General features: G+C 31.6%; 28 protein-coding genes. 2 read left to right on the top strand and 26 right to left on the bottom strand.

Going from position 1 to position 24,747, the window contains the following annotated elements; genetic code table 11:
• Positions 1–33 precede the first annotated feature (33 nt).
• Together IDG64_RS15495 and lepA are read right to left on the bottom strand one after the other, a co-directional pair.
• Positions 34–165 (bottom strand): hypothetical protein, encoded by a 132-nt coding sequence (locus IDG64_RS15495; RefSeq protein ID WP_000529125.1) that lies wholly within the window; start codon positions 163–165, stop codon positions 34–36.
• Between the two features lie 197 nt (positions 166–362).
• On the bottom strand, positions 363–2,186 hold the full coding sequence (lepA, locus tag IDG64_RS07080) for a translation elongation factor 4 (RefSeq protein WP_000368347.1): 1,824 nt from the start codon (positions 2,184–2,186) through the stop codon (positions 363–365).
• Positions 2,187–2,531: 345 nt separating this feature from the next.
• On the opposite strand from lepA, the gene rpsT reads away from it, so the two are divergent.
• Positions 2,532–2,783, top strand: coding sequence for a 30S ribosomal protein S20 (rpsT, locus tag IDG64_RS07075; RefSeq protein ID WP_001274017.1), 252 nt, complete (start codon positions 2,532–2,534; stop codon positions 2,781–2,783).
• A gap of 44 nt (positions 2,784–2,827) precedes the next feature.
• Here the strand turns inward: rpsT and holA are convergent, their stop codons facing one another.
• From holA to mtnN, 13 genes are all read right to left on the bottom strand, one after another.
• Entirely contained in the window at positions 2,828–3,802 is a 975-nt protein-coding gene (gene holA / locus IDG64_RS07070; protein ID WP_001282568.1) for a DNA polymerase III subunit delta, read from the bottom strand.
• A 56-nt stretch (positions 3,803–3,858) separates the two neighbouring features.
• The gene (locus IDG64_RS07065; protein ID WP_024937009.1) at positions 3,859–6,060 is read right to left on the bottom strand and encodes a DNA internalization-related competence protein ComEC/Rec2; all 2,202 of its coding nucleotides are present in this window, start codon (positions 6,058–6,060) and stop codon (positions 3,859–3,861) included.
• A 4-nt stretch (positions 6,061–6,064) separates the two neighbouring features.
• Complete coding sequence (locus IDG64_RS07060; RefSeq protein WP_000439693.1) at positions 6,065–6,526, bottom strand: ComE operon protein 2; 462 nt, start codon at positions 6,524–6,526, stop codon at positions 6,065–6,067.
• 91 nt (positions 6,527–6,617) lie between these two features.
• Positions 6,618–7,304 (bottom strand): ComEA family DNA-binding protein, encoded by a 687-nt coding sequence (locus IDG64_RS07055; protein WP_001788928.1) that lies wholly within the window; start codon positions 7,302–7,304, stop codon positions 6,618–6,620.
• Between the two features lie 39 nt (positions 7,305–7,343).
• The gene (locus IDG64_RS07050) at positions 7,344–8,060 is read right to left on the bottom strand and encodes a class I SAM-dependent DNA methyltransferase (protein ID WP_000084829.1); all 717 of its coding nucleotides are present in this window, start codon (positions 8,058–8,060) and stop codon (positions 7,344–7,346) included.
• Positions 8,061–8,062: 2 nt separating this feature from the next.
• Positions 8,063–8,416 carry a ribosome silencing factor gene (gene rsfS / locus IDG64_RS07045; protein ID WP_001088022.1) on the bottom strand — a complete coding sequence of 118 codons (354 nt, stop codon included), beginning with the start codon at positions 8,414–8,416 and terminating at the stop codon, positions 8,063–8,065.
• Complete coding sequence (gene yqeK / locus IDG64_RS07040) at positions 8,417–9,001, bottom strand: bis(5'-nucleosyl)-tetraphosphatase (symmetrical) YqeK (RefSeq protein WP_001019324.1); 585 nt, start codon at positions 8,999–9,001, stop codon at positions 8,417–8,419.
• The gene (gene nadD / locus IDG64_RS07035; protein WP_000725162.1) at positions 8,991–9,560 is read right to left on the bottom strand and encodes a nicotinate (nicotinamide) nucleotide adenylyltransferase; all 570 of its coding nucleotides are present in this window, start codon (positions 9,558–9,560) and stop codon (positions 8,991–8,993) included. The genes yqeK and nadD overlap by 11 nt, the downstream gene beginning before the upstream one ends.
• Before the next feature lie 2 nt (positions 9,561–9,562).
• On the bottom strand, positions 9,563–9,853 hold the full coding sequence (yhbY, locus tag IDG64_RS07030) for a ribosome assembly RNA-binding protein YhbY (RefSeq protein WP_000955234.1): 291 nt from the start codon (positions 9,851–9,853) through the stop codon (positions 9,563–9,565).
• Between the two features lie 3 nt (positions 9,854–9,856).
• On the bottom strand, positions 9,857–10,663 hold the full coding sequence (aroE, locus tag IDG64_RS07025; protein WP_000666761.1) for a shikimate dehydrogenase: 807 nt from the start codon (positions 10,661–10,663) through the stop codon (positions 9,857–9,859).
• Between the two features lie 13 nt (positions 10,664–10,676).
• Positions 10,677–11,777, bottom strand: coding sequence for a ribosome biogenesis GTPase YqeH (yqeH, locus tag IDG64_RS07020; protein ID WP_001280141.1), 1,101 nt, complete (start codon positions 11,775–11,777; stop codon positions 10,677–10,679).
• Positions 11,778–12,305 (bottom strand): YqeG family HAD IIIA-type phosphatase, encoded by a 528-nt coding sequence (locus tag IDG64_RS07015; protein ID WP_000524902.1) that lies wholly within the window; start codon positions 12,303–12,305, stop codon positions 11,778–11,780. It lies immediately after the preceding gene.
• 19 nt (positions 12,306–12,324) lie between these two features.
• On the bottom strand, positions 12,325–13,011 hold the full coding sequence (gene mtnN, locus IDG64_RS07010) for a 5'-methylthioadenosine/S-adenosylhomocysteine nucleosidase (RefSeq protein ID WP_000579276.1): 687 nt from the start codon (positions 13,009–13,011) through the stop codon (positions 12,325–12,327).
• Positions 13,012–13,324: 313 nt separating this feature from the next.
• Between mtnN and IDG64_RS07005 the strand changes: the two genes are divergently transcribed.
• A complete protein-coding gene (locus tag IDG64_RS07005; RefSeq protein WP_000829750.1) occupies positions 13,325–13,594 on the top strand; it encodes a hypothetical protein in 270 nt (89 codons plus the stop codon).
• Positions 13,595–13,795: 201 nt separating this feature from the next.
• Here the strand turns inward: IDG64_RS07005 and sel26 are convergent, their stop codons facing one another.
• The 11 genes from sel26 to IDG64_RS06950 all read right to left on the bottom strand — a co-directional run bounded on the left by sel26 (position 13,796) and on the right by IDG64_RS06950 (position 24,745).
• Positions 13,796–14,548 (bottom strand): staphylococcal enterotoxin type 26, encoded by a 753-nt coding sequence (gene sel26 / locus IDG64_RS07000; protein ID WP_001813896.1) that lies wholly within the window; start codon positions 14,546–14,548, stop codon positions 13,796–13,798.
• A 413-nt stretch (positions 14,549–14,961) separates the two neighbouring features.
• Positions 14,962–16,182 (bottom strand): Fic family protein, encoded by a 1,221-nt coding sequence (locus tag IDG64_RS06995; protein ID WP_000542321.1) that lies wholly within the window; start codon positions 16,180–16,182, stop codon positions 14,962–14,964.
• A gap of 288 nt (positions 16,183–16,470) precedes the next feature.
• Positions 16,471–17,700 (bottom strand): NRAMP family divalent metal transporter, encoded by a 1,230-nt coding sequence (locus IDG64_RS06990; protein WP_000533238.1) that lies wholly within the window; start codon positions 17,698–17,700, stop codon positions 16,471–16,473.
• Between the two features lie 11 nt (positions 17,701–17,711).
• Complete coding sequence (gene pxpA / locus IDG64_RS06985) at positions 17,712–18,464, bottom strand: 5-oxoprolinase subunit PxpA (protein WP_001261797.1); 753 nt, start codon at positions 18,462–18,464, stop codon at positions 17,712–17,714.
• Positions 18,464–19,825, bottom strand: coding sequence for an acetyl-CoA carboxylase biotin carboxylase subunit (locus IDG64_RS06980; RefSeq protein ID WP_000942733.1), 1,362 nt, complete (start codon positions 19,823–19,825; stop codon positions 18,464–18,466). The genes pxpA and IDG64_RS06980 overlap by 1 nt, the downstream gene beginning before the upstream one ends.
• Positions 19,826–19,838: 13 nt before the next feature.
• Positions 19,839–20,288, bottom strand: coding sequence for an acetyl-CoA carboxylase biotin carboxyl carrier protein (locus IDG64_RS06975; RefSeq protein ID WP_001019338.1), 450 nt, complete (start codon positions 20,286–20,288; stop codon positions 19,839–19,841).
• Position 20,289: 1 nt separating this feature from the next.
• Positions 20,290–21,300, bottom strand: a complete 1,011-nt coding sequence (locus IDG64_RS06970; RefSeq protein ID WP_000023326.1) for a 5-oxoprolinase subunit C family protein — start codon at positions 21,298–21,300, stop codon at positions 20,290–20,292.
• On the bottom strand, positions 21,290–22,024 hold the full coding sequence (pxpB, locus tag IDG64_RS06965; protein WP_000383180.1) for a 5-oxoprolinase subunit PxpB: 735 nt from the start codon (positions 22,022–22,024) through the stop codon (positions 21,290–21,292). Before pxpB ends, IDG64_RS06970 begins: the two co-directional genes overlap by 11 nt.
• Positions 22,025–22,349: 325 nt before the next feature.
• Entirely contained in the window at positions 22,350–22,826 is a 477-nt protein-coding gene (greA, locus tag IDG64_RS06960) for a transcription elongation factor GreA (RefSeq protein WP_000431309.1), read from the bottom strand.
• A gap of 27 nt (positions 22,827–22,853) precedes the next feature.
• A complete protein-coding gene (udk, locus tag IDG64_RS06955) occupies positions 22,854–23,477 on the bottom strand; it encodes a uridine kinase (protein WP_000648617.1) in 624 nt (207 codons plus the stop codon).
• Entirely contained in the window at positions 23,477–24,745 is a 1,269-nt protein-coding gene (locus tag IDG64_RS06950; protein ID WP_000848304.1) for a peptidase U32 family protein, read from the bottom strand. Before IDG64_RS06950 ends, udk begins: the two co-directional genes overlap by 1 nt.
• Between the last annotated feature and the right edge of the window lie 2 nt (positions 24,746–24,747).

Here is a 24,747-nt window from a genome sequence, read left to right as displayed (position 1 = left end):
GGGAGTGGGACAGAAATGATATTTTCGCAAAATTTATTTCGTCGTCCCACCCCAACTTGCTTTGTCTGTAGAAATTGGCAATCCAATTTCTCTGTGTTGGGTCCCCACCCCAACTTGCATATTATTGTAAGCTGACTTTTCGTCAGCTTCTATGTTGGGGCCCACACCCCAACCTGCATTGCCTGTAGAATTTCTTTTCGAAATTCTCTGTGTTGGGGCCCCATTGTTATAAGCTCATTTTAACTCTGTCGATGACTGCCAATATAATATTGTAAAGCCCAGGACGTTAATTTATCCTAGGCTCCCTCTTTTTAGTTATTAAACTTTATTCATTGTAAATTGTTAATAGATTTTTTAAAAAATTATTCGTCATCCATTTTCAATACAGCCAAGAAAGCATCCTGTGGAATTTCAACATTACCAACTGCTTTCATCTTAGCTTTACCTGCTTTTTGTTTTTCAAGTAATTTACGTTTACGGCTTATGTCACCGCCATAACATTTAGCTAAAACGTTTTTACCCATTGATTTAATATTTGTACGTGCTACAATTTTTTGTCCTATTGCAGCCTGTACAGGTACTTCAAATTGCTGTCTTGGAATTAACGTTTTAAGTTTTTCAACTAATGCTTTACCACGTTCATATGCAAAATCTCTATGAACTATGAAGCTTAGAGCATCCACTTTATCACCGTTTAATAAAATATCCATCTTCACTAAATTACTTTCTTTATTTTCGATGAACTCATAATCAAATGATGCATATCCTTTGGTATTAGATTTAAGTTGATCGAAGAAATCAAATACAACTTCAGCTAAAGGTAATTCATAAACAATATTTACACGAATATCATCTAAATAGTCCATATTTATAAATTGTCCACGTTTACGTTGACATAATTCCATTACTGCACCTACATAGTCATTTGGAACCATCATAGTTGCACGAACATATGGCTCAAATATTTTATCAATTTTATCACGATCTGGCATTTGTGCTGGGTTATCAACCGTCACTTCTGAACCGTCCCTTAAAATACATTGATAAATTACAGATGGTGCTGTTGCAATTAATTCAATGCCAAATTCTCTTTCAATTCTTTCTTGAATTATTTCCATGTGTAACATACCTAAGAAACCAGTTCTATAACCAAAACCTAATGCTTGTGATGATTCAGGCTCGAATTCTAATGATGCATCATTCAATTGTAATTTTTCTAATGCTTCTCTTAAATCATTATAATTTTTGTTATCTATTGGGAACAGTCCGCAATATACCATTGGATTCATTTTCTTATAACCTTGCAGTGGTTCTGATGCAGGTCTACTAGCTAATGTGATTGTGTCACCAACCCTAGAATCATCAACATTTTTAATACTTGCAATAATATAACCAACATCACCAACTGTTAATTCATCAACAGGAAGCTGCTTAGGTGTATTAATTCCAACTTCTGTTACTTCGAACTCTTTACCAGTGGCCATCATTCGAATTTTATCTCCGGCTTTAACAACACCGTCTACAATTCTTATCGATGAAATTACCCCTCTATATGGATCATACTCAGAATCAAATATTAACGCTTTTAGTGGTGCTTCTGGGTCGCCATCTGGAGCTGGCACAACTTCAACTATTTTCTCTAGTATCTCTTCAATTCCAATGTTAGATTTAGCACTTGCTAAAACAACATCGTCTTGGTCTAAACCTATCATATCTTCAATTTCTTGTTTCACGCGTTCAGGTTCTGCAGCAGGTAAATCAATTTTGTTAATAACAGGCAATAACTCTAACTCATTATCTAATGCCAAATAAACATTTGCTAATGTTTGTGCTTCGATACCTTGAGCCGCATCTACTACTAAAATCGCACCCTCACAAGCTGCCAAAGAACGTGACACTTCATATGTAAAATCGACGTGTCCAGGCGTATCGATTAAATGGAATGTATAAGTATTTCCATCTTTAGCTTCGTACTTTAAACGTACTGCGTTTAATTTGATTGTAATACCACGTTCTCTTTCTAAATCCATTGAATCTAGTAACTGATCTTGCATATCTCTTGTTTCAACTGATTTGGTATTTTCTAAAATTCTATCAGCCAATGTAGATTTTCCGTGGTCAATATGTGCTATAATCGAGAAATTCCTTATATTCTTTCTTCTTTTTAAGCGTTGCTCATTATCCATTTTATCCTTCTCACTTTCATAAAATAAACCCGTATTATCTTTCGCATCTTTGATATAATAACGTTTTTAATAGGTAAATGCAAACGCCATAATCTTGGATGAACTTTGAAATTATAACAATCTTTATTTAAATACATACTTGCGATATGTTAATATGTTAATTACGTACTTATAATTATAAAACGTATTGATTGTGTTTCCAACACAATTTATTAAATCTGCAAAATTTTAAGCTAACCCCATCAAATAAATGATTGCACAACGGTTAGACTTTTGTTAAAATATTTCTTGTTGTAATCAAATAAAATTTTGATAAGATGAACTCACTTTTAGGAGGTGACAGAAATGGCAAATATCAAATCTGCAATTAAACGTGTAAAAACAACTGAAAAAGCTGAAGCACGCAACATTTCACAAAAGAGTGCAATGCGTACAGCAGTTAAAAACGCTAAAACAGCTGTTTCAAATAACGCTGATAATAAAAATGAATTAGTAAGCTTAGCAGTTAAGTTAGTAGACAAAGCTGCTCAAAGTAATTTAATACATTCAAACAAAGCTGACCGTATTAAATCACAATTAATGACTGCAAATAAATAATCTTTTTAAATAAAAGTTCAAGCGCATGCTTGAACTTTTATTTTTTATAAAGATAGAATGAATAATTCCAGTATTAACTGTTTATCCATATATGATGATTTAAGTTTATAATCAGTTTCCGCACAAGCATCTATAATATTCAATAATTCATCAAGTTGATAATGTCTTACTTGTCCTAACGCTAATTTTACTCTGTATGGATGTACGCCTATTGTTTTAGCAATTTGCTGTCCACTATATCCTTTTTGACTCAAAATCTTACATTGATAAAATAATCGGTAATTACTTGTGATTAGTGCAAGTAATTTAATAGGTTCTTCTTTCATAGTTATTAAATCTTTTACTAAATGAATTGCTTGTTCTTTCTTTCTTTTCTGAATGTATTCAGTCAGTAAAAATACATTTTGCTCTAAACTTCTATTAATAATTTGGTTAACATCCTGCTTATTAATTGTTGGTCTATCGCCTAAAAATAAAATCAACTTTTCTATCTCTTGTGAGACAATATTAAAGTTAATACCTGTCAACTCAATAAATAAATCTAATGCATCTCTTTTGATATCTTTGAAATTCTCATTTAATTTACTTTGAATCCATTTTTTTATTTCTTCTTCAGACATTTGCTCTATTTTTTTAAGCCTTGCATGCTTTTTTAGAGTTTTAGTTAACTTTTTTCTTTCATCAAGTTTATTTTGATATATCTCAAAGACAATCAAATTTTCGCCATCATATTTTTCAATAAATTCTATTAATTGATTTACATTATGAGCCATATCTTTTGGCGCTTTTTCACCTGTAAATATATATGCATTTTTAACCAAAATTGCTTTTTTATCTGAAAAGAAAGGCAATGTTAATGTTTCTTCAACAATTGGTGCAATCTCTGTTTCGTATAAATTATATTTCACAAAGTTAAAGTCATCTCTATCACTTTTCAAAAATTGTGATATAATTTCTGCACTTTGTTTTTCAACCAATTCAGGCACATCTCCATAAATAGCTACAATATTGTCGCTCATTCATTACATCCTTTCATTCGTTTGACACATCAATAGATTATATCATGTTTCTGTATCTATAAACCACTTGCATTTCCATAAGAGTTTGAATCAACTTTTAAATTATCATCTAAGTCAATTGTAACTTGACCGTTTTGTTGACTATTGTAAATGCGACTGCGAATCCTTTGCAATCGTTTAACAACTTCTATATTAGGAAGATGATACATATTGTTCTTCCCAGAAGAAATCAAACTTATTTTAGGCTTAATCATCTCTATAAATTCTTTAGAACTACTTGTCTTGCTCCCATGATGACCTACTTTTAAAATATCAATCTCCGGCAAGTTATATTTTTTTAGTAGTAAAGATTCATTATTTTTACTAGCATCGCCCATTAATAAAACTTTTTTATTTTGATATGTAATCATAGTAATAATCGAATACTCATTTTTATCTCGGCTATTTGGAATAAAACTATCAAAAAATAGAAAACTACTATCTCCAAGTTTAAAACTACTAACTTGTCTTACATCTATAAGTTTAATGTTGTACTTATGGCTTAATTTCGATAATAACATCAATGTATTACTACTATATCCCTTATTGTATATCACTATATGTTTAATTTTAATATGACTAATAATATATTCCACTTCACCAATATGGTCATTGTGTGGATGTGTTAAAATTAGATACTCTAATTCATTTATCCCTCTTTCATTTAGCGTTGGTAAAATATGATATTTAGAAATTGAATAACTAGGTTGTTTAGTATCATCAATCACTTTCCCACCTGTATCAATCAAGACATTTTGGTTCTTACCGCCTTCATATAAAATACTGTCTCCCTGCCCCACATTTAACATTGTAATTTTGTGATGTGAATTTGTTGGAAACGTTATTAATAATGTCAGAATAATTATAGTCCAAAACGTAACCAATATATATTTACGTTTAGCCAATAACCAAAATATGTAATAAACAGAAATTATAAATATTATAAATATCCAATCATTAAACTTGGGAACAGAAAAATGTGATTGCTTAATTCTTGTGAATAGGTCTAGTAACCAGTCATGAAAATTAAAACTTAGGTCAACCAAGTAATTTAGCGGCGTTAATCCCACAATAAAATGACTTGTAATAAAGAATAAAATAGATAGCGGAAACAATATAATCGAATAGTACGGTACAAAAATCAAATTAGATAAAAATCCCACCCATTGAAGTTGATGAAAGTTTGGAATGGCAACGATAAATGAAGCTAATTGTGCAATAAACGTAATTATGAATAATGATTGTAACTTTGACAATTGCTGTAAAAAAGGAAAAAGTAGCATAATAAAAAATGAAATGATGAATGAAAATTGAAATCCAATATCATAAACAACTAGTGGATTTAAAATAAACATAATTATAAATGCAAATGCTAATAGCTGAATACCCTTTATTTTAATTTGCTTAGTAATAAGCAGTACAAGAGTTGTCATTATTATAGCTCTTACAGCACTAGGTGCATAATTTGTGTATTGAGCAAATAAAGCTAATACAATGATTGTAATTCCTTTAATGACAAATAAAGGTAAATTTAATCGTTTTAAAGGTTTGTAAATTAAGAATACAATTGCAGCTATATGCGAGCCACTAACTGCCAGCAAATGATATATACCTATCTCTTTAACACGTTCCTTAAATTGCTCATTAATTTCTTTTACGTCACCAGTAATCAATGCCATAATACGATCCGGAAACTTAATACCCGAATCATAAATTCGATTCATTATAAACTGTTTATGTTTCTCAATTAAATTAGACCGGTTCGATTCTAGGCAGCTTTGTACAACTATACTTTGTAATTTAAGAGTTACAAACTTATTGTCATTAACTTTGAATTGTCCTTTAACAATACAATTACGACTTTCAATTTTCTTTAAATCAAAATTCTTTTTATTTGTTAAAAAGAAAGGATATATTTCATTTTTTAAACTCAACCTACCTTTATATGTGTCACTACCTTGACGTTGAATTTGGATTACTTGAGCACGCTCATTAAACTGAGAATTACGTTCAATATAATTGATATAATTAAATATTGCTTGTTGTGAATAATGTAAATACCATGAGGAGAAAATGATTAAAAAGAGAGAAATAGGGGCATAAACGATTTTATTTTTACGATAAGTAATATACAAAAGTAAAATGAAAAGAAATGTAGAGAGCACTTTGCTAGAATTCCAAAGCACTCCTACAATCATTGATAACGCGACATACAGCAAAACATTAACCTTTAGTCAGATATTTAGCAACATATTCTGGTGAAAATGGAATTTTTTTAAATTCAATACCAGATTGTTTGAGTAATTTAGTTGCATATTCATGGTTATGATAATCTTCTGCATAGTAGATACGCTTTATACCTGCTTGAATAATTGACTTTGTACAATTTAGGCATGGAAAATGAGTAACATAGATTGTTGCACCTTCAGTAGATACACCTTGTTTTGCACATTGTAATAAAGCATTCATTTCTGCATGTATCGTTCTGATACAATGTCCATCTTCAATTAAACATCCTTCATCTATACAATGCACCTCGCCAGCTACAGAGCCATTATACCCACCAGCAATAATACGATTATCCTTAACAATCGTTGCACCTACAGATAATCTTTGACAAGTTGAACGTAATGCTAGCAAATGACTTTGTGCCATAAAATATTCTTCCCATTTGATTCTTTCCAAGATGTTCACCTTCCATACTTAAAATTTAGTAACATTTTCTAATAATATAAGATTAATCACAAAAAATAAAATTTGCAATTAAAATAATCCATTATGTCGTGAAATAAGATTTCAGTTTATCAAAAGTTTTACTTCCAAAACCTTTTACTTTTTTCAAATCGTCAATTTCTTGAAATGCACCTTGTTGGTTGCGATATTCAACAATTGCATTAGCTTTAGCTTGCCCTACTCCAGGAACAGACATCAATTCTGATACAGATGCCGTATTTAAATTTACTTTAGTATTATTTGTGTTCCCATTTTTTACGTGCACACTGTTTACTTCAATTTGTGGTTCAACATTCTTTTGTCCTTTATGAGGTATGAAAATCATTTTTTGATCTGTTAATTTTTCAGACAAATTAATTCGACTTACATCTGCATCATCCAATAATTGTGCTTTATCAAGTAAATCAACTACTCTATCCTTAGATGTCATTTTATAAACATTAGGATGTTTAACAGCACCTTTTACATCGACATATACAGGACCTTTATTTTTGGAATTATCTCCATCTTTGACCTGGACATCTTCTAATTTGGACAAACTATTATTTTCACTAGTGCTTTGTTTCAGAGCAGTATCTTTATTTTCAAAATTTCTTGAAGTATAATCATCTTGTCTCCAGAATATAAAACCAATTAATACCATAATTAAAACAACAGCACTTATAATATATAACTTCCATTGAGTTAAAAAATCTTTATAGCGTAATAAAAATTGATACAATAAAACCACTCCTCAACTTTATACACGTCTGAGCGAGTGGTTTTACTTTTATTTTTTCGCAATGAAAAACAATCTTTCTGCATCTTCATTATGTTCATCTATATTAAAATCAGTAAATGTTTCAACATGTTTAAAACCAACTTGAGCTAACCAAGACAAATATGTCTTTTCATCAAATGTTCTCTGAAAATGAGACTCATCAAATCTTGAATATGTTTCATCTTCATGTCGAATGAAAAATGTCATATCATGATAAACACTTAAAGGTAAATCTCCTTGCACAGCATCCCATGCTAAAAAAATGTCCCCTTTATCATCAATATAACTTTGATTATTAAACAAAGTCATCATTTTATAAACAGTATGTACATCAAAAATAAATACACCTGAATCAGTCAGATGATGATAAACATTGATGAATGTTTCAATCACTGCAGTTTCATCTTGCAAATAATTTAGAGAGTCACAAAAAATAGTGATGATATCAAATTGTTGTTGCAAATCAAAAGATGTCATATCTCCTTCAAGCCAATTTACATTTGCTGATTTTTGAGCTGCAACAGTCAACATATCAACACTTAAATCCATACCAGTAACATTACCTAAAGCTTCTAATTGAACTGTTAAACTACCAGTACCGCATCCAATATCTAAAATATTTGATTCATCTTTGCAGTGATTTTTTACAATTTCAAACCATTTTTCATATGGTTGATCTTGAGTCAATTGATCGTACACTAGGCTCATTTCTGCATATTGCGACATAATTAATACGCAACCTGACTATATGATTCTAATGGTGCATCTTGATATAACTTTTCAATATTATAATAATTTCTTTCGTCTTTATGGAAAACATGTACCACAACATCAGCTAAGTCAATTAATATCCAACGCGCTTCATTGTATCCTTCCATACGTTTTACTTCTATATTTTGTTCATTGGCTACTTCTTTCACCGCTCTAGCAATCGCTTGAACTTGTCGTTCATTATTTCCGTGCGTTACAACAAAATAATCTGTCATATCGCTGATACCTTTCATTTCTAAAGAAATCGTATCTTCGCCTTTTTTATTGTCAATTGCATCCACAGCAATTGCTAATAATTCTTGTGAATTCATTTAATCATCCTTTATTCTTTCGTCACTATAGTTATAATAATTTAAACAGTCAATCGTCTTATTATATACCGTAATATCTTTCTGTATTAAAAATAGTACTGTGCGTTTAGAAATTTCATAAATTGTCTTATCTAAACTACCTTGATTGTATGCCATATCTCGAATATCATCAACTCCTGGGATTGTTCTTCCAGGTTCGATGTAATCTGCAATAAAAATCAGTTTTTCAGTTTTTGTCATTTGTTGACGTCCAGTAGTATGGTATTTGATAGCCATTAATACTTCCTCATCATTGATACCATATTCATGTTCCATGATTGCTGCACACACAGGGCCATGCAATATTTCACTACCATAACTCAGTAGATCATTACCTAATTCGTATTGTCGAACAATTTGATACATTTTACCTAAATCATCATATTTACAGAAATCATGTAATACACCTGCTAATTCTACTTTACTAGTGTCTCCATCATAAATTTCTGCCAATTTAATCGCTGTTTCTGCAACTCTTAAAGAATGATTATAACGTTTCTCTGGCAGTTTCTCTTTTGCAAGCCGTTTTGCTTTTTCAATGTTCATATAATCCTTCCCCCTTAATATAGTTTTCAACGGATTTAGGAACAAGAACTTGGATAGATTTCCCTTCACTAACTCTTTGTCGAATCATTGTCGAACTTATATCTACCCTAGGTATCTGAATTGCAATCATAGCATTTTCAACATTTTGACTATTTTTGTCTCGATTTACAACTACAAAAGTAACCATTTCTTTTAAGTATTCAATTTGATACCATTTCTCTAGTTGGTTATACTGATCCGTCCCAATAACAAAGTACAACTCACTGTCTTTGTGTTGCTCCTTGAATGCCTTGATCGTGTCATAGGTATAACTTTGACCACCACGTTTAATTTCATCGTCACAAATATCTCCAAAACCAAGCTCGTCGATAATCATCTGTATCATTGTTAATCTGTGCTGAACGTCTATAAAATCATGGTGCTTTTTCAATGGAGACATAAAACTAGGTAAAAAATAAAATTCATCTGGCTGTAATTCATGAAATACTTCGCTAGCTACTATCATATGTGCAGTATGGATAGGGTTAAACTGACCGCCGTAAAGTACTATCTTTTTCATTATTATGGCAATTCAATTTCTTTATTATCTTTAGATTCTCTATAAATCACTATCATAGATCCAATCACTTGCACTAATTCACTACGCGTAGCTTCGCTTAATGTTTCAGCTAATTCTTTTTTATCATCAAAGTTATTTTGTAGTACATGTACTTTAATCAATTCTCTGTTTTCTAACGTATCATCTATTTGTTTAATCATATTTTCGTTGATACCGCCTTTTCCAATTTGAAAAATCGGATCAATATTGTGTGCTAAACTTCTTAAGTATCTTTTTTGTTTGCCAGTAAGCATATGTTATTCTCCTTTTAATTGTTGTAAAACTGCTGTTTTCATAGAATTAATATCAGCATCTTTATTAGTCCAAATTTTAAAGCTTTCCGCACCCTGGTAAACAAACATATCTAAGCCATTATAAATATGGTTTCCCTTGCGCTCTGCTTCCTCTAAAATAGGTGTTTTATACGGTATATAAACAATATCACTCATTAAAGTATTGGGAGAAAGATGCTTTAAATTAATAATACTTTCGTTATTTCCAGCCATACCCGCTGGTGTTGTATTAATAACGATATCGAATTCAGCTAAATACTTTTCAGCATCTGCTAATGAAATTTGGTTTATATTTAAATTCCAAGATTCAAAACGAGCCATCGTTCTATTCGCAACAGTTAATTTGGGCTTTACAAATTTTGCTAATTCATAAGCAATACCTTTACTTGCACCACCTGCGCCCAAAATTAAAATGTATGCATTTTCTAAATCTGGATAAACGCTGTGCAATCCTTTAACATAACCAATACCATCTGTATTATACCCTATCCACTTGCCATCTTTTATCAAAACAGTGTTAACTGCACCTGCATTAATCGCTTGTTCATCAACATAATCTAAATACGGTATGATACGTTCTTTATGAGGAATTGTGATATTAAAGCCTTCTAATTCTTTTTTCGAAATAATTTCTTTAATTAAATGAAAATCTTCAATTGGAATATTTAAAGCTTCATAAGTATCATCTAATCCTAAAGAATTAAAATTTGCTCTATGCATAACGGGCGACAAGGAATGTGAAATAGGATTTCCGATAACTGCAAATTTCATTTTTTTAATCACCTTATAAAATAGAATTTCTTAATACAACATCAACATTTTTAGGAACACGAACGATTACTTTAGCCCCTGGTCCTATAGTTATAAAGCCTAGACCAGAGATCATAACATCGCGTTTCTCTTTGCCTGTTTCAAGTCTAACAGCCTTTACCTCATTAAGATCAAAATTTTGTGGATTTCCAGGTGGCGTTAATAAATCACCAAGTTGATTACGCCATAAATCATTAGCCTTCTCCGTTTTAGTACGATGTATATTCAAGTCATTAGAAAAGAAACAAACTAACGGACGTTTACCACCTGATACATAATCTATGCGCGCTAGACCGCCGAAGAATAATGTCTGCGCCTCATTTAATTGATATACGCGTTGTTTTATTTCTTTCTTAGGCATAATAATTTTCAATTCTTTTTCACTAACTAAATGCGTCATTTGGTGATCTTGAATAATACCTGGTGTATCATACATAAATGATGTTTCATCTAAAGGAATATCTATCATATCTAAAGTTGTTCCAGGGAATCTTGAAGTTGTTACTACATCTTTTTCACCAACACTAGCTTCAATCAGTTTATTAATCAATGTAGATTTCCCAACATTCGTTGTCCCTACAATATACACATCTTCATTTTCTCGAATATTCGCAATTGATGATAATAAGTCGTCTATGCCCCAGCCTTTTTCAGCTGAAATTAATACGACATCGTCAGCTTCCAAACCATATTTTCTTGCTGTTCGTTTTAACCATTCTTTAACTCGACGTTTATTAATTTGTTTCGGCAATAAATCCAATTTATTTGCTGCTAAAATGATTTTTTTGTTTCCGACAATACGTTTAACTGCATTAATAAATGATCCTTCAAAGTCAAATACATCCACGACATTGACGACAATACCCTTTTTATCCGCAAGTCCTGATAATAATTTTAAAAAGTCTTCACTTTCTAATCCTACATCTTGAACTTCGTTATAATTTTTCAAGCGGAAACAACGTCTGCAAATCACGTCATCACGAAACATATTATGCTCTGGTACAAAACCAGGTTTATTTTTATCTTCAGATTGAAGTGGCGCACCACAACCGATACATTTTAAAATGTCAGACAATCAATTTTCCTCCCATGTGATATAACCTTTTTTACTGAAATGACGTAATAATCGTCTTTCAATTAATCTATTAAACTTAGTAATAAAGCCATCAGTTCGTTTAACTGGAACAACCATAATTGTATATAGACCTCGACGATTACCACCAAATACATCAGTAAGCATTTGGTCACCTATAACAACAGTTTGATCTGGTCTGATATTCATCTTAGTTATTGCTTTATCAAACGCTTTCCCCATTGGCTTTCTCGCTTTAAAAATAAAATCGATGTCTAAATGCTGACTAAAACTAGCAACACGAGACTCATTATTATTAGACACGATTGTAATAGTGATTCCTTTTTCATTAGCTTCCTTAAACCATGCTTTAACACGTTCTGTAGGTTCTTTAACATCCCAACCTACTAGCGTATTATCTAAATCTGTAATAATACCTTTAACGCCTTTGTCCACTAACTTGTCTAAATCAATTTGAAATATTGATTGAACATATGAATTCGGCATAAAAAACTTGCGAACTAAACCCATTTAACTCACCTTTACCTTTTTATAATTGAGACACTAATGCTTTAACAGTTTGACTTGATGATACAGCTGCTTTTTCTAAAAATGCTTCGAAGCTCATTTCCGCTTCTCCATTTGCTAAGTCTGAAACTGCACGAACTACAACAAATGGTACATTAAATTGATAACATGTTTGTGCAATTGCAGTTGCTTCCATTTCAACCGCCATCGCATTTGGAAATGCTTTTTTAATTTTTTGGCGTTGTTCAACACTACCGATAAAGCTATCACCACTTACAATTAAGCCTACTTTAGCTGTTAATTGTTGTTGTTGTACAACTTGAGATACTTTTTCTATTAAAGGTTTACTTGATTGAAATGCTACCGGCATCTGTGGTATTTGTCCATATTCATAACCAAATGCTGTTGCGTCTGCATCATGATATTTTACATCATCACTTATAAGAACGTCACCTACATTTAAACTTTCATCTAAAGCTCCAGCAGAACCTGTATTAATAATGACGTCCGGTTTAAACTTATTAATTAATAATGTCGTAGAAATTGCAGCATTAACTTTTCCAATGCCACTTTGGGTAATCACTACTTCTCTATCTTTTAAAATGCCAGTATAAAATTTAACATGTGCAACTGAAATTTCGCTTAATTGTGTTAATTTATTTTTTAATATTGTTACTTCTTCTTCCATGGCACCAATTATACCAATCATCTTTTGATTCACCTCTTTTAAAAAATCCTAGCATTTGTTATTTTATCACATTTTAATCACTACAACGACAAGTATCATGATTTTCATTACTGTATAAAACTTTTGCTTTATTTTTATAAAAAGCTCTCTCAATAACTTGGTATCATAAATAATTATTTTTGAACTCATAACAGTGAATTCGATGCTTCTAATTTGTCTATTTTTCAAAAACTAATCATATCAATTACATCAACCAATCGTGTCAAGAAACTTTATTAAATAACAGGAAAATGATATGTTTAAAATAATAATGATGAAATAAGAGGATTTTACAATGGCTGAAAATAATCAAAATAGTCTCGTAACAAAGATAGCTACATACGGCAGTTTTATTGCAATTGCGTCGTTTGTCATTTTATTTATAAGTATATTTTTAAAGTTTTCATTTAATATCGAGTTTACAGCAACAATTATGAACATATGTCGCTACACTCTAATTCTAGGATTTATACTTATGTCCTTACCTGATGTTGTTGATAAAAACATCAAGAAAATTATATTCGATGCATTTATTATCATCGTCTTTATCTTCTTTTTACTATAGTAGTTTTATTTTGTAATTACACAGTTAATCATATTTGTTTCGTATCGAATTCCTGTGTGCATTAAAGATAATTCTAATAGAAAACAGCAGTAAGACTTTTCTAAGTGTTAGCATCCTTACTGCTGTTTTTATTTGTAACAACATAATGACAGGTACTTTATATTTCACTGTCAAAGATTATTAATGATTAACTTAATTAAATTATGATTTGAATAAATAGATATCTAAATGCAATTTGTCACTATTGATAGTTTTATTATCAGCATACATTTTTAATACCTCACGACCATACTCACCATTTAAATTATAAAAATCATATTCTACATTTTGTTCATCATCATAATGATATTTAACATACCCTTTAACAATGTCGCCACCTTGTTCGTACAACTTATACTTCTCATTCAAATAATTTCTTAATTGAACATCTAATTCTTGAATGGTAACAATTTTCTTTTTCGTTTTTACTGCTGTTAATTCTATTTCTGCTTGATGTCCGTCAATCCATAAATTACAAGGTATATTCTTATAATCATCGTACTTATTATTGTCACTTAAAGTAACACCACCATAACTACATTGCGTTTTATTGGTTGCTCCCCCATGACATCCGTATCCATAATTTCCAGCAAATATATCGATATCCTTATTTATAAATTTCTTTGAAAGTGCCTCATTTTCAAATTCAACTTTAAAATCCTTTTTCCAATCATCATTTACGAACATGTCATGAAATAACAAATCATGCTTCAACAGTCTATCGTTTGTGTTTTTATTTTCAAGCTGATTTGGATTGATGAATGACATCTTAGCATTACTTAGACGCTTTGAATCAAACTTACTTTTATGATGTAAGTCTGAATATTCGATTGCACTTGCTGAATTTGTAAAAATTCCTTCTAACAATAATATTAAAATAAATCCTGTTAAATATTTAACTTCAAACTCCCCCAAAACAATTATTAATTTACATTTGAGAGCGAGACATAAATGATAAAGAACCGCTTATGGTTTATTATGTAGTGGTTCTTGAGCCTACAATTTTGATTATGTATCACGTTCATAATACTTTCCAATTTGAAATACCCTGTTCGCAATTATTAGTTGAGTTATATCAACCAATACAGTGTAAACATAAAAATTCCAAACCGTTTAACAGTATATCAGAAAAAATGATAATCATTTCTTTTATTTTTATTAAATTTCATAATGATTCATATAATATTCGCATTAAAACATCACAATACTGATACACAACAAAAAGAGCAGTACATTTGTCATGCACCACTCTCAACAAATATATTTTTCAATGAAGCAATTACGCGATCTTACAAATACTATAAGTATAGCTGAATCACATATTATATTTATTTTATAATCGAATTTAGAAATTCATCACTTATCTCATAAATTGTTGGTCTACTTTTAATTTTAACTAAGTAGTTATCATATTTTTTAATTGTATTATTAATTTTTACTCTTCCTACTCCCAATATGTTTTCTAAATCAATTAATGTTAATCTATTTCTTTTATTTCCAAACAATTTATCCATTGAAAGGAGATACAAAAATTCATAATCTATCTGTTTATAATGACTAGTTAAATAAAGCGTTAATTTTTCAGTCGCATCCATTTTTGGTATTAACTCATCAAGTATTCTTTCTTGTCCTGCTATCAATAGCTCAAGCATTGTGTCAATAAATTCCGTCAAATCACCACAATTCAAATAATTTGAAGCAGTCATAAACGCCTTGTAATATTTCGATTTATTTCTATTTATAACATATGAAAATGTCAAAGCAGTATAATTATCATAATAATCACTCAAGAGCTTGGCAATTATAAATCTTCCAACTCTACCATTGCCATCATAAAAAGGATGTATATATTCAAACAGATAATGACTAGCCATGATTTTGAACGGCTGAGGCGCATCAAAATATTTTAAAAATGTTAGCATTTCACCTATATATTCAACAATTTTGGTTTCAGGTTGTAACCCAACATGTATATATTTATTCGTTGACCCATCATGCACACCGACAAAATTTTTACGAAATAGCTCTCCATCTAACTTATCTTGTTCGTTAATTTCATTTGAAACTAATTTATCATAAATCGCTCTAATGTCTCTTACATTATCAACTTTAATTTTTTTATTAAGTTCTATCTCTTTATATTGATCCACGAGGCCTCTGAACTTAAGAAATTCTGATGCTTGGTTATTTAACGCATGTGCAATCTCTTGTTTAGTACTAAATACATTTTCAATTTCATTAGTACTTTGTAATTCATCGATTAATAAATCATTAAAATATTGTTCTCTAGCTGCATATGGTAAAGAATTAAGTGCTCTATCAATTTTTCTACTATTAATTGATATTAATTCTTGTTTTTTTGATAGATTTTTAGTCACCATAAAGAATAGAGGATATTCCAAATCATTAACTTTTTTTCCATTTTCCATAGGTATGATATTAATATTAGTATTGAAAGAAGCTAAAGAATTAAATCTTTTAGTATACTCTTCCTTCATTTTACTTTCATTGTGTTCATGAAAAATACTTTTTAAAGTTCTGTAACCCATTTGCAGCCTCCTCTACTCATTTAAAATGTATTTTTTGTCCAATAAATCCATTTTCATTAGATTAGCTAAATATTATCACTTTTTTTCTTTAAAAACTATATAAATATCTATTTATCCAAACAACAGAAACAGAAGTTTCATCATAACAAAAAAAGAGCAGTACACTTGTCATGCACCACTCTCAACAAATATATCTAATTATGCTTTATAAATGAATCACCGGAAATCAAAATACATCTTGCCTAATACTAACAACATTTACAGTAATGCTATTAGTCGAAATGTCTTTTAAAATAACTGAAGTACTTCTTTGAATGAGAATATACCTGTCAATATTGTAACAAGTACTGCAACGATACCAAAGATGAACATCCAATTTGGGTGTTTATAATCACCAACAATTGATTTCTTTTTACTTGCAATCAAAATTGCACCTAACGTAATAGGTAAAATCCATCCATTTATCGCGCCTGCTATAATTAAAAGGCTGATTGGTTTTCCAATAAATAAGAAAATCATTGTTGAAATAACGATAAACACAATCACAATTAAATTACTTCTTTCGTTAAGTGATTTATGAAGTGTTTTTAAAAATGTTGCGCTTGTGTATGCTGAGCCAATTACTGATGACATAGCTGCAGCAAATAACACAATACCAAAAATATTCTTTCCAATTGGTCCAATTGCGTGTTCAAAAACTGACGCTGGTGGATTTTCAGAACTTAGTGTCACACCTGTTACAACAACTCCTAATACCGCTAGGAATAGTAACGTTCTCATAATACCTGTAGTTAAAATACCAGCAATTGCTGATTGATTTACAAATGGTAAATATTGCTTACCTTTAATGCCAGAGTCTAATATACGATGTGCACCTGCAAAGGTAATATAACCACCTACAGTTCCACCAACTAACGTAATGATTGGCAAGACTAATTTCATTGGATGTTCTGGCGCAAATGTATGCACAAAAGCATCACCATAAGGTGGATTAGAAACAAACATCACATATGCCACAACTAAAATCATCACAATACCAAGAATCATTGAAACAACGTCCATAATTTTTTGGCCACTTTTACTTACAAAGATTAATATTGCAAAGATTGCAGTAATAGCTGCGCCCCATTTTACATCTAATCCAAAAATTGCATTTAAACCTAAACCGGCACCAGCAATATTACCAATATTAAAAGCTAGACCACCAAATGCAATCAATATTGAGATAACAGTACCAAGCCCAGGAACAACTTTATTTGATATTTCTTGACCTCTTAAACCAGTTACAACTAATATGCGCCATATATTAATTTGTGCACCAATGTCAATGATGATAGACAGTAATATGGCAAATGCGAAACTTGCAAAAAATTGTGATGTAAATACTGCTGTTTGCGTTAAAAATGCTGGCCCAATTGCAGAAGTTGCCATCAAAAATACAGAACCTAATAATAACCTTTTATGATTTTTTGTGAATTCAAAGTCACTTTCTTTTTTAAGCTTTAAATTTCTCCCCATTTTTTAGCCCCCTATAAGGATTGAATATCAATGCCTTCTTTCATTAAAATTTCTCTAATTTTCGAAACAAATAATAATGCATGTTCTCCATCACCATGCACACAAATTGTATCTGCTTGTAACGTTACTTCCTTATTGTTTTTTGAAATAACTTTATTTTCCTTCACCATCTTTAAAACCTGCTTAAGTGCTTCGTCAGTATCAGTAATCACAGCATCACTTTCTTTTCTACTAACGAGCTGCCCATCATCTTCGTATCGTCTATCAGCAAACACTTCAGAAGCTGTAATTAATCCGACATTCTTTGCTTCTGAAATTAGATATGAATTTGCTAATCCTACTAACACTAGTGATGGATCAAAGTCATAAACAGCTTGTGCTATAACGCTTGCTATTTCTCTGTCTTTTGCACCCATCTGATACAACGCACCATGCGGTTTAACATGATTAATTTTAACTTGATGAATGCGACAAAACCCTTGTAATGCACCTAATTGATAAATCATCAAATTATAAATCTCGTCGTTAGAGATATCTATATTTCGTCTGCCAAAGCCTTTCAAATCAGGTAAACCAGGATGTGCACCTACTGCAACATTATGTGCTTTGGCAAGTTTTACCGTTTCATTCATTACATTTTCATCACCAGCGTGAAAACCACAAGCAACATTCGCACTTGTAATTAACGGAATAATTTGATGATCACCACCAAAGGAATAATTTCCAAATGCTTCGCCTAAATCACAATTCAAATCAACTCGCATTATAATTCCACCCCTTTAACAATTTGATGTTTTTCTAAAAATTTAATATCAACATCTTTTGCATCTCCATCACGATATAGTGGATAATTTAAAACTGCATATAAAAAATCGGCAGTTGTAGAAAATCCATCTATCACCATTTCATCTAAGGTGGCTTTCAACTTATCAATTGCTGAAGCTCTATCATGAGATTTTACAATTACTTTAGCTACTAAAGAATCATAATATGGTGAAACTTGATAACCGTGATATAGTAAAGAATCGACTCGCACATTAAAGCCTTGAGGTAAATGTAACGCTGTCACTTTACCTGGTGTTGGTTGAAATTTCTTTTCAGGATTTTCGGCATTTATTCTCGCTTCTATCACATGACCATTAAATTGAATATCGCTTTGTGAAAAAGGTAAATGATTATGTTCCAATAAATACAATTGTGCTGCAACCAAATCACGTTCTGCTCGCATCTCTGTAACAGTATGTTCAACTTGTATTCGAGCATTCATTTCAATAAAGTAATGTGCGGTATCAGTTACTAAAAATTCAATCGTACCTGCACTTCTATAATTTGCTGCACGTGCAACTTTAACAGCATCGTTACATATTTGTTGTCGTCTTTCTTCAGTTAATGCTGCACAAGGAGATTCTTCGATTAATTTTTGATTTTTACGTTGTACAGAACAATCACGTTCCCCTAAATGTACAAAATTATCCTGCCCATCTCCCATAACTTGAACTTCAACATGTTTTGCAACAGGTATAAAAGCCTCAACATAAACACGATCATCATCAAAGTATTTTTTTCCTTCACTTTTAGCTTCTTTAAATGCCTTTTCTAAATCTTCAGCTTTCTTTACAATACGTATACCTTTACCACCACCGCCACTGGCAGCTTTGATAACAACTGGATAACCGATGTCTTTGGCAAGCTTCTCAATTTCAGACACATGGTTCACAGCACCATTTGATCCTGGAATCACAGGAACACCTGCATGATGAACTGTTTGTCTTGCTGTTATTTTATCCCCCATCATTTCCATCGTTTTTTTAGTAGGCCCTATAAACGCTATGCCTTGTTCCTCAACGGTTTGAGCAAATTTTGTTGATTCTGATAAAAAGCCATATCCTGGGTGAATTGCATTAGCACCAGTGATTTGTGCAGCAGATATGATGCGGTCAATATTTAAATAACTATCTAAAGCATTAGCTTCCCCAATACATATAGCTTGATCTGCTAAATGTACATGCAAGCTTTGCTCGTCCCCTTTTGCATAAACTGCTACAGTTTCAATCCCATATTCTCTGCAAGCTCTTATAATCCTTACAGCAATTTCACCTCTGTTCGCAATTAAACAACGAAGCATTTACTTACCCCCTTTACTTAATACGTACCAAAACTTGGTCGTATTCAACATTTGTGCCATGATCAGCTACTATTTCAGTAATTTCTCCAGCAACATCTGTTGTTACCTCGTTTAATACTTTCATCGCTTCAACATATCCTATAATATCTCCCTTGTTAACTTTGTCACCGACATTCACAATTGGTTCATTTAATTCTTTACTATCTTGTAAAAAGAATGTACCTACCATTGGTGATTTAATGTCATGATAATCATTTGTCGAAACATCGGAGTTATCATTCGCTTTTGAAGCTGTCAAATCATTATTGTTCATACTTTGATTTGATTGATTACTGTGTGCAGCCAAATGATTCGAGTCAGTGAAGTCAATTTCTATTTCATCTTCAAAATTTTTATATTTAAATTTCTTAACATCATTTTCCTTCACTAATTTGATTATTTGTTCGATTTTTTCAATATTCATTTTACAAATCCCCTTTTAAAATTGTTGCTAATTTTTTCGAAGTATGTCGCAAGCTAGATGTTTCAAAAATTGGAGTCTTTTGATGACTCTTAAGAATTTCATTAAACAGAGACATTTGTTCCCGATTCTTATCTACAGCTTCTTGGAATGATATCCATTTAAATTGAATTGTATCTTGTGGTTTCATCTGTGCTAACTTTGGCAGATCAAATTTGCATACAGTTGCAATTTTGGTATAACCACCTATCGTTTGTTTATCATTAAGCAGAATAATAGGTTGACCATCATTTGGTACTTGAACACTACCAAGAGCAACCGGTTCAGAAATGATATCTGCTTGATTAATTGGTGCAACGCTGTCACCTTCCAAACGATAGCCCATACGGTCTGATTGTTCAGTAATTAAATATGGATGATTTACAATTTTCGCTCTAGCCTCTTCAGAAAATGCCTCGAATTGAGGTCCTTGAAGAATGTGTATAATATTATTTTCTGGCAATAAATCGTCCTGTAAATGAATAGTCTTTCCAATGTTTTCTTTAAAGTCATTATTTATTTTCACTGTTATTACATCATTAGCTAATAACTTTCTACCTTTGAATCCTCCTATACTGCTTCGGGTATGTGTTGCATAACTTTCAGCAATAGAAGGTACGTTGATAGAATGACCAAAAGTAAGATAACCGCGTGCACCTTTGGTTATAGCACCTATTTTTAAAATGTCACCTTTCTCAGCTAATATGACAGAATTCATTGATATAGTTTTATTATTTAGCGAAGCATTAATACTACCACCGGTTATAACAAATGTATTTTGCGTATTAAATTGAATGGTAGGACCAATCAAAGTATATTCAATCGCTGGACCATCATTGTTAATTAATGACTGCGCAACCTTAAAACTAAATTGATCCATGGCACCTGCGCCTGAAAATCCAATATGTTCATAACCTTTTCTTCCTAGATCTTGTACCGTTGAAAAGAGACCTGGTTGTAAAATCTTAATTGACATTTTCAATCACCACCCAGTCATCAACATTAAAGTTGCCATCTGATATATCTCTTTCGATTTGTATAAATTTCTGTTCATCTATTGCATAAAATTGTATCCATTCTCCTGCTTCGTACATTGACATTGGTTCACGCTCGCTGCTAAATACTTTTAACGGTGTGCGTCCAATAATTTGCCATCCGCCAGGAGAATCTGATGGATATAGTCCTGTTTGATTATTCGCAATACCTACAGAACCTGCATGAATTTTTAACCTTGGCTGATTACGTCTAGGTGTATGTAGTTGTTCATCAAGTCCGCCTAAGTATGGAAATCCTGGCATAAATCCTAGCATATATATTAAATAAGGTTTACTTGTATGTTTTTCAATAACTTGCTCAACAGTTATTCGATTATGCTTTGCTACTTCTTCAATATCTGGTCCATATGTACCACCATATTGAACAGGTATTTTAATAATACGATTGGTTTGATTCACAGCATGAACATTTTTTTCATTAAATTTGTTAAGTTCTAAATTTTCAATTAATTTAGAAGATGTTATAGCTTGTTCATCAAAATATATTAGAACTGCTCGATACGAAGGGACAATATCTTGAATTTCTAATATTTCTTTTTCTCGTATCCACCGTACCATTGCTGTGACATTACGATATGTCTCTTCGGATATTTTATTTTCAAAATAAATCATAATTGTCTGCTCGTTAATAAATCTTACATCCACTTTAAATCCCCCTTTGTATTGCAATAAACCAGTATTGAATACCTTTTCATTGTATCATTGAGAAGCACAAGTTGTTTAATAAGTAATTCAAATCGCATACAATAACAAATGATAATCAATTTGTTTTCTCGGAAATATTTTGCTTTTTTAAAATGGAGTAGTTAATATTGTAACTCTTACACTAATTTAGGTTCTGCTATCATTCGGTCTGATGGAAAATTTTTACTTTTCATCTGTCCGATTTTTTGATTTTGAATATAAAAAAGCACGACCGAAGTATCATTAACACACTTCAATCGCGCAATTAAACAATCTATTTGATCATTTATTGGATATTAACAATTTTTACGTTCATTTCGCCACCATTAGGTAGTGGAACACGAACTTCATCATCTAAACCTTTACCAATTAACGCTTTAGCCATTGGTGATTCATTTGAAATCTTACCATTAAATGCATCTGATTCAGCTGAACCAACGATTTGATAACTTTCCTCTTCATCACCTGGTAATTCTACAAACGTTACTGTTTTACCAATTTTAACAATGTTGTTATCTCCAGTATCTTCAATGATTAATGCATTTCTTAACATATGCTCAATTCTTTGAATATCTTGTTCGATGAATCCTTGTTCATCTTTTGCTGCATCATACTCAGAGTTCTCTGATAAGTCACCAAATGAACGTGCAACTTTAATTTTCTCTACAACTTCAGGACGCTTAACTGTTTTTAATTCTTCAAGTTCACGCTCTAATTTTTCAAAACCTTCTTGAGTCATTGGATATTGCTTTTGATTTTCCATATTGTCATCTTCCTTTACTGAATTATACTATTGCTTGCTAACTAAAGACTGAATTTTTGTTGTCATAATATCTATTGCAACTTTATTGCTCCCACCTTCAGGAATAATTATATCAGCATATTTCTTAGTCGGTTCAATAAATTGGTCATGCATAGGTCTAACAACACTTAAATATTGATTGATAACAGAGTCCATTGAACGCCCACGCTCTTTAGTATCTCGTGTTAAACGGCGTAATATTCTCAAGTCTGCATCTGTATCAACATATATTTTAACATCCATCATATCACGTAATACCTTATTTTCTAAAGCGAAAATACCTTCTACGATAATAACATCTTTAGGTTTAAAATCAATGGTAATGTCACTTCTTGTATGACTAGCATAATCATATGTCGGTACTTCTACTGCTTTACCATTTTTCAAGTCTTTAAGATTTTCAATTAATAAATCATTATCGAATGCAAATGGATGGTCATAATTGGTTTCTAGGCGCTCGTCGAAAGTCAAGTGCTTTTGATCTTTATAATAGTAATCTTGAGCAAGTAAAGCGACACTATGACCTTCTAAGTTTTTCATAATTTCGTTAGTTACAGTTGTTTTTCCTGAGCCAGATCCACCAGCTATGCCAATGATTGTAGTAGCTTTCATTAGCCAATTTCCTTTCTCATCATGTTGTTTGGATATATCGGGCGATCCACTTTAATTTGAACGATTTGTAATGGATGGCGCGCCGCGTCTAAGCTGTTACCTTCTTCATCATAAATTGCTTCTACTACTTGTGTAAATGTTTCAATTTCTGGACCAAAGAATTCTATTTCTTGACCTGGTTTAAAGTTATTTCGTTGTTGAATAGTCGCAATTTTTGTATCTTCATTATAGTCTAATACCAAACCACAAAAATCAAATGGTGATTTTTTAGATTGTTGTTGACCAAACATCTGTTCTTCATAACCAGGTGTTCCCTCAAAGAATGCTGGTGCAGTGTCTCTATTTGCACATTTATCTAACTCTATTAACCATTCCGGATTAATCTTAAAGTTGTCAGGATCTGCCGCATACGCATCAATGACTTTACGATATACTGAGACAACTGTTGCAATATAATGAATTGACTTCATACGTCCTTCAATTTTTAATGAGTCCACACCAATATCCATCATTTGAGGAATTGATTCGATTAATTTTAAATCTTTAGGACTCATCGCAAACGGTGTAACTTCACCTTGATTATAAAATACATCAAGTTCACCATTATCATCAACTTCTAATAATTCATAATCCCAACGGCAACTTTGACAGCAACCGCCTCTGTTGGAATCCCTTGCAGTCATATGATTACTTAATGTACATCTACCTGAATAGGCGATACACATAGCACCATGAATAAATGCTTCGATTTCAATATCTACTTTTTCCTTCATTTCACGCATTTCCATCGCGCCGGTCTCACGTGCTAATACAACACGATCCAATCCTTCTTCTTTCCAATATTCTACAGCTTTGTAATTAGAAAGTGATTGTTGAGTAGATAAATGAATTTCAAGTTTTGGCGCAACTTCTTTACATGTTTCGATAATTAAAGGATCTGCAACAATGATACCTGTCGCACCAGTCTTTTCCAAATTACGCAAATATGATTCTAGACCTTCAATATTCTCATCATGTGCAATAATATTTGTCGTAACATAAATTTTGGCACCGTAACGGTTCGCAAATTCAACACCTTCAGCTATTTCTTCCATCGTGAAATTATCAGCATTTGAACGTAATCCATATTCTTGACCACCTAAAAATACGGCATCAGCGCCATAATGTACTGCTATTTTTAACTTTTCTAAGTTTCCAGCAGGTGCTAATAATTCTGGTTTCTTCATAACTGTTTTAGGAGTTGATTTAATCTCTTCTATTGTCTTCATGA

The organism is Staphylococcus sp. EG-SA-15, from assembly GCF_017151895.1.
Lineage (GTDB): Bacteria > Bacillota > Bacilli > Staphylococcales > Staphylococcaceae > Staphylococcus > Staphylococcus aureus.
The sequence above is the reverse complement of the archived record's forward strand: the minus strand, read 5'-3'. Positions and strand labels throughout refer to the sequence as shown.

What these genes read in the sequence shown, in the direction of transcription:
- mtnN (WP_000579276.1), bottom strand. Translation starts at nt 13,011, where the DNA reads ATGATTGGTATAATTGGTGCCATGGAAGAAGAAGTAACAATATTAAAA.
- IDG64_RS06980 (WP_000942733.1), bottom strand. Translation starts at nt 19,825, where the DNA reads ATGCTTCGTTGTTTAATTGCGAACAGAGGTGAAATTGCTGTAAGGATT.
- lepA (WP_000368347.1), bottom strand. Translation starts at nt 2,186, where the DNA reads ATGGATAATGAGCAACGCTTAAAAAGAAGAAAGAATATAAGGAATTTC.
- yqeK (WP_001019324.1), bottom strand. Translation starts at nt 9,001, where the DNA reads ATGAACATTGAAAAAGCAAAACGGCTTGCAAAAGAGAAACTGCCAGAG.
- IDG64_RS07015 (WP_000524902.1), bottom strand. Translation starts at nt 12,305, where the DNA reads ATGGGTTTAGTTCGCAAGTTTTTTATGCCGAATTCATATGTTCAATCA.
- holA (WP_001282568.1), bottom strand. Translation starts at nt 3,802, where the DNA reads ATGAGCGACAATATTGTAGCTATTTATGGAGATGTGCCTGAATTGGTT.
- IDG64_RS07050 (WP_000084829.1), bottom strand. Translation starts at nt 8,060, where the DNA reads ATGTCGCAATATGCAGAAATGAGCCTAGTGTACGATCAATTGACTCAA.
- yhbY (WP_000955234.1), bottom strand. Translation starts at nt 9,853, where the DNA reads ATGCTTACTGGCAAACAAAAAAGATACTTAAGAAGTTTAGCACACAAT.
- IDG64_RS06950 (WP_000848304.1), bottom strand. Translation starts at nt 24,745, where the DNA reads ATGAAGACAATAGAAGAGATTAAATCAACTCCTAAAACAGTTATGAAG.
- IDG64_RS06995 (WP_000542321.1), bottom strand. Translation starts at nt 16,182, where the DNA reads ATGGGTTACAGAACTTTAAAAAGTATTTTTCATGAACACAATGAAAGT.
- IDG64_RS06990 (WP_000533238.1), bottom strand. Translation starts at nt 17,700, where the DNA reads ATGGGGAGAAATTTAAAGCTTAAAAAAGAAAGTGACTTTGAATTCACA.
- nadD (WP_000725162.1), bottom strand. Translation starts at nt 9,560, where the DNA reads ATGAAAAAGATAGTACTTTACGGCGGTCAGTTTAACCCTATCCATACT.
- pxpA (WP_001261797.1), bottom strand. Translation starts at nt 18,464, where the DNA reads ATGCGAGTTGATTTGAATTGTGATTTAGGCGAAGCATTTGGAAATTAT.
- rpsT (WP_001274017.1), top strand. Translation starts at nt 2,532, where the DNA reads ATGGCAAATATCAAATCTGCAATTAAACGTGTAAAAACAACTGAAAAA.
- IDG64_RS06975 (WP_001019338.1), bottom strand. Translation starts at nt 20,288, where the DNA reads ATGAATATTGAAAAAATCGAACAAATAATCAAATTAGTGAAGGAAAAT.
- aroE (WP_000666761.1), bottom strand. Translation starts at nt 10,663, where the DNA reads ATGAAATTTGCAGTTATCGGAAATCCTATTTCACATTCCTTGTCGCCC.
- IDG64_RS07005 (WP_000829750.1), top strand. Translation starts at nt 13,325, where the DNA reads ATGGCTGAAAATAATCAAAATAGTCTCGTAACAAAGATAGCTACATAC.
- udk (WP_000648617.1), bottom strand. Translation starts at nt 23,477, where the DNA reads ATGAAAGCTACTACAATCATTGGCATAGCTGGTGGATCTGGCTCAGGA.
- IDG64_RS06970 (WP_000023326.1), bottom strand. Translation starts at nt 21,300, where the DNA reads ATGTCAATTAAGATTTTACAACCAGGTCTCTTTTCAACGGTACAAGAT.
- rsfS (WP_001088022.1), bottom strand. Translation starts at nt 8,416, where the DNA reads ATGAATTCACAAGAATTATTAGCAATTGCTGTGGATGCAATTGACAAT.
- greA (WP_000431309.1), bottom strand. Translation starts at nt 22,826, where the DNA reads ATGGAAAATCAAAAGCAATATCCAATGACTCAAGAAGGTTTTGAAAAA.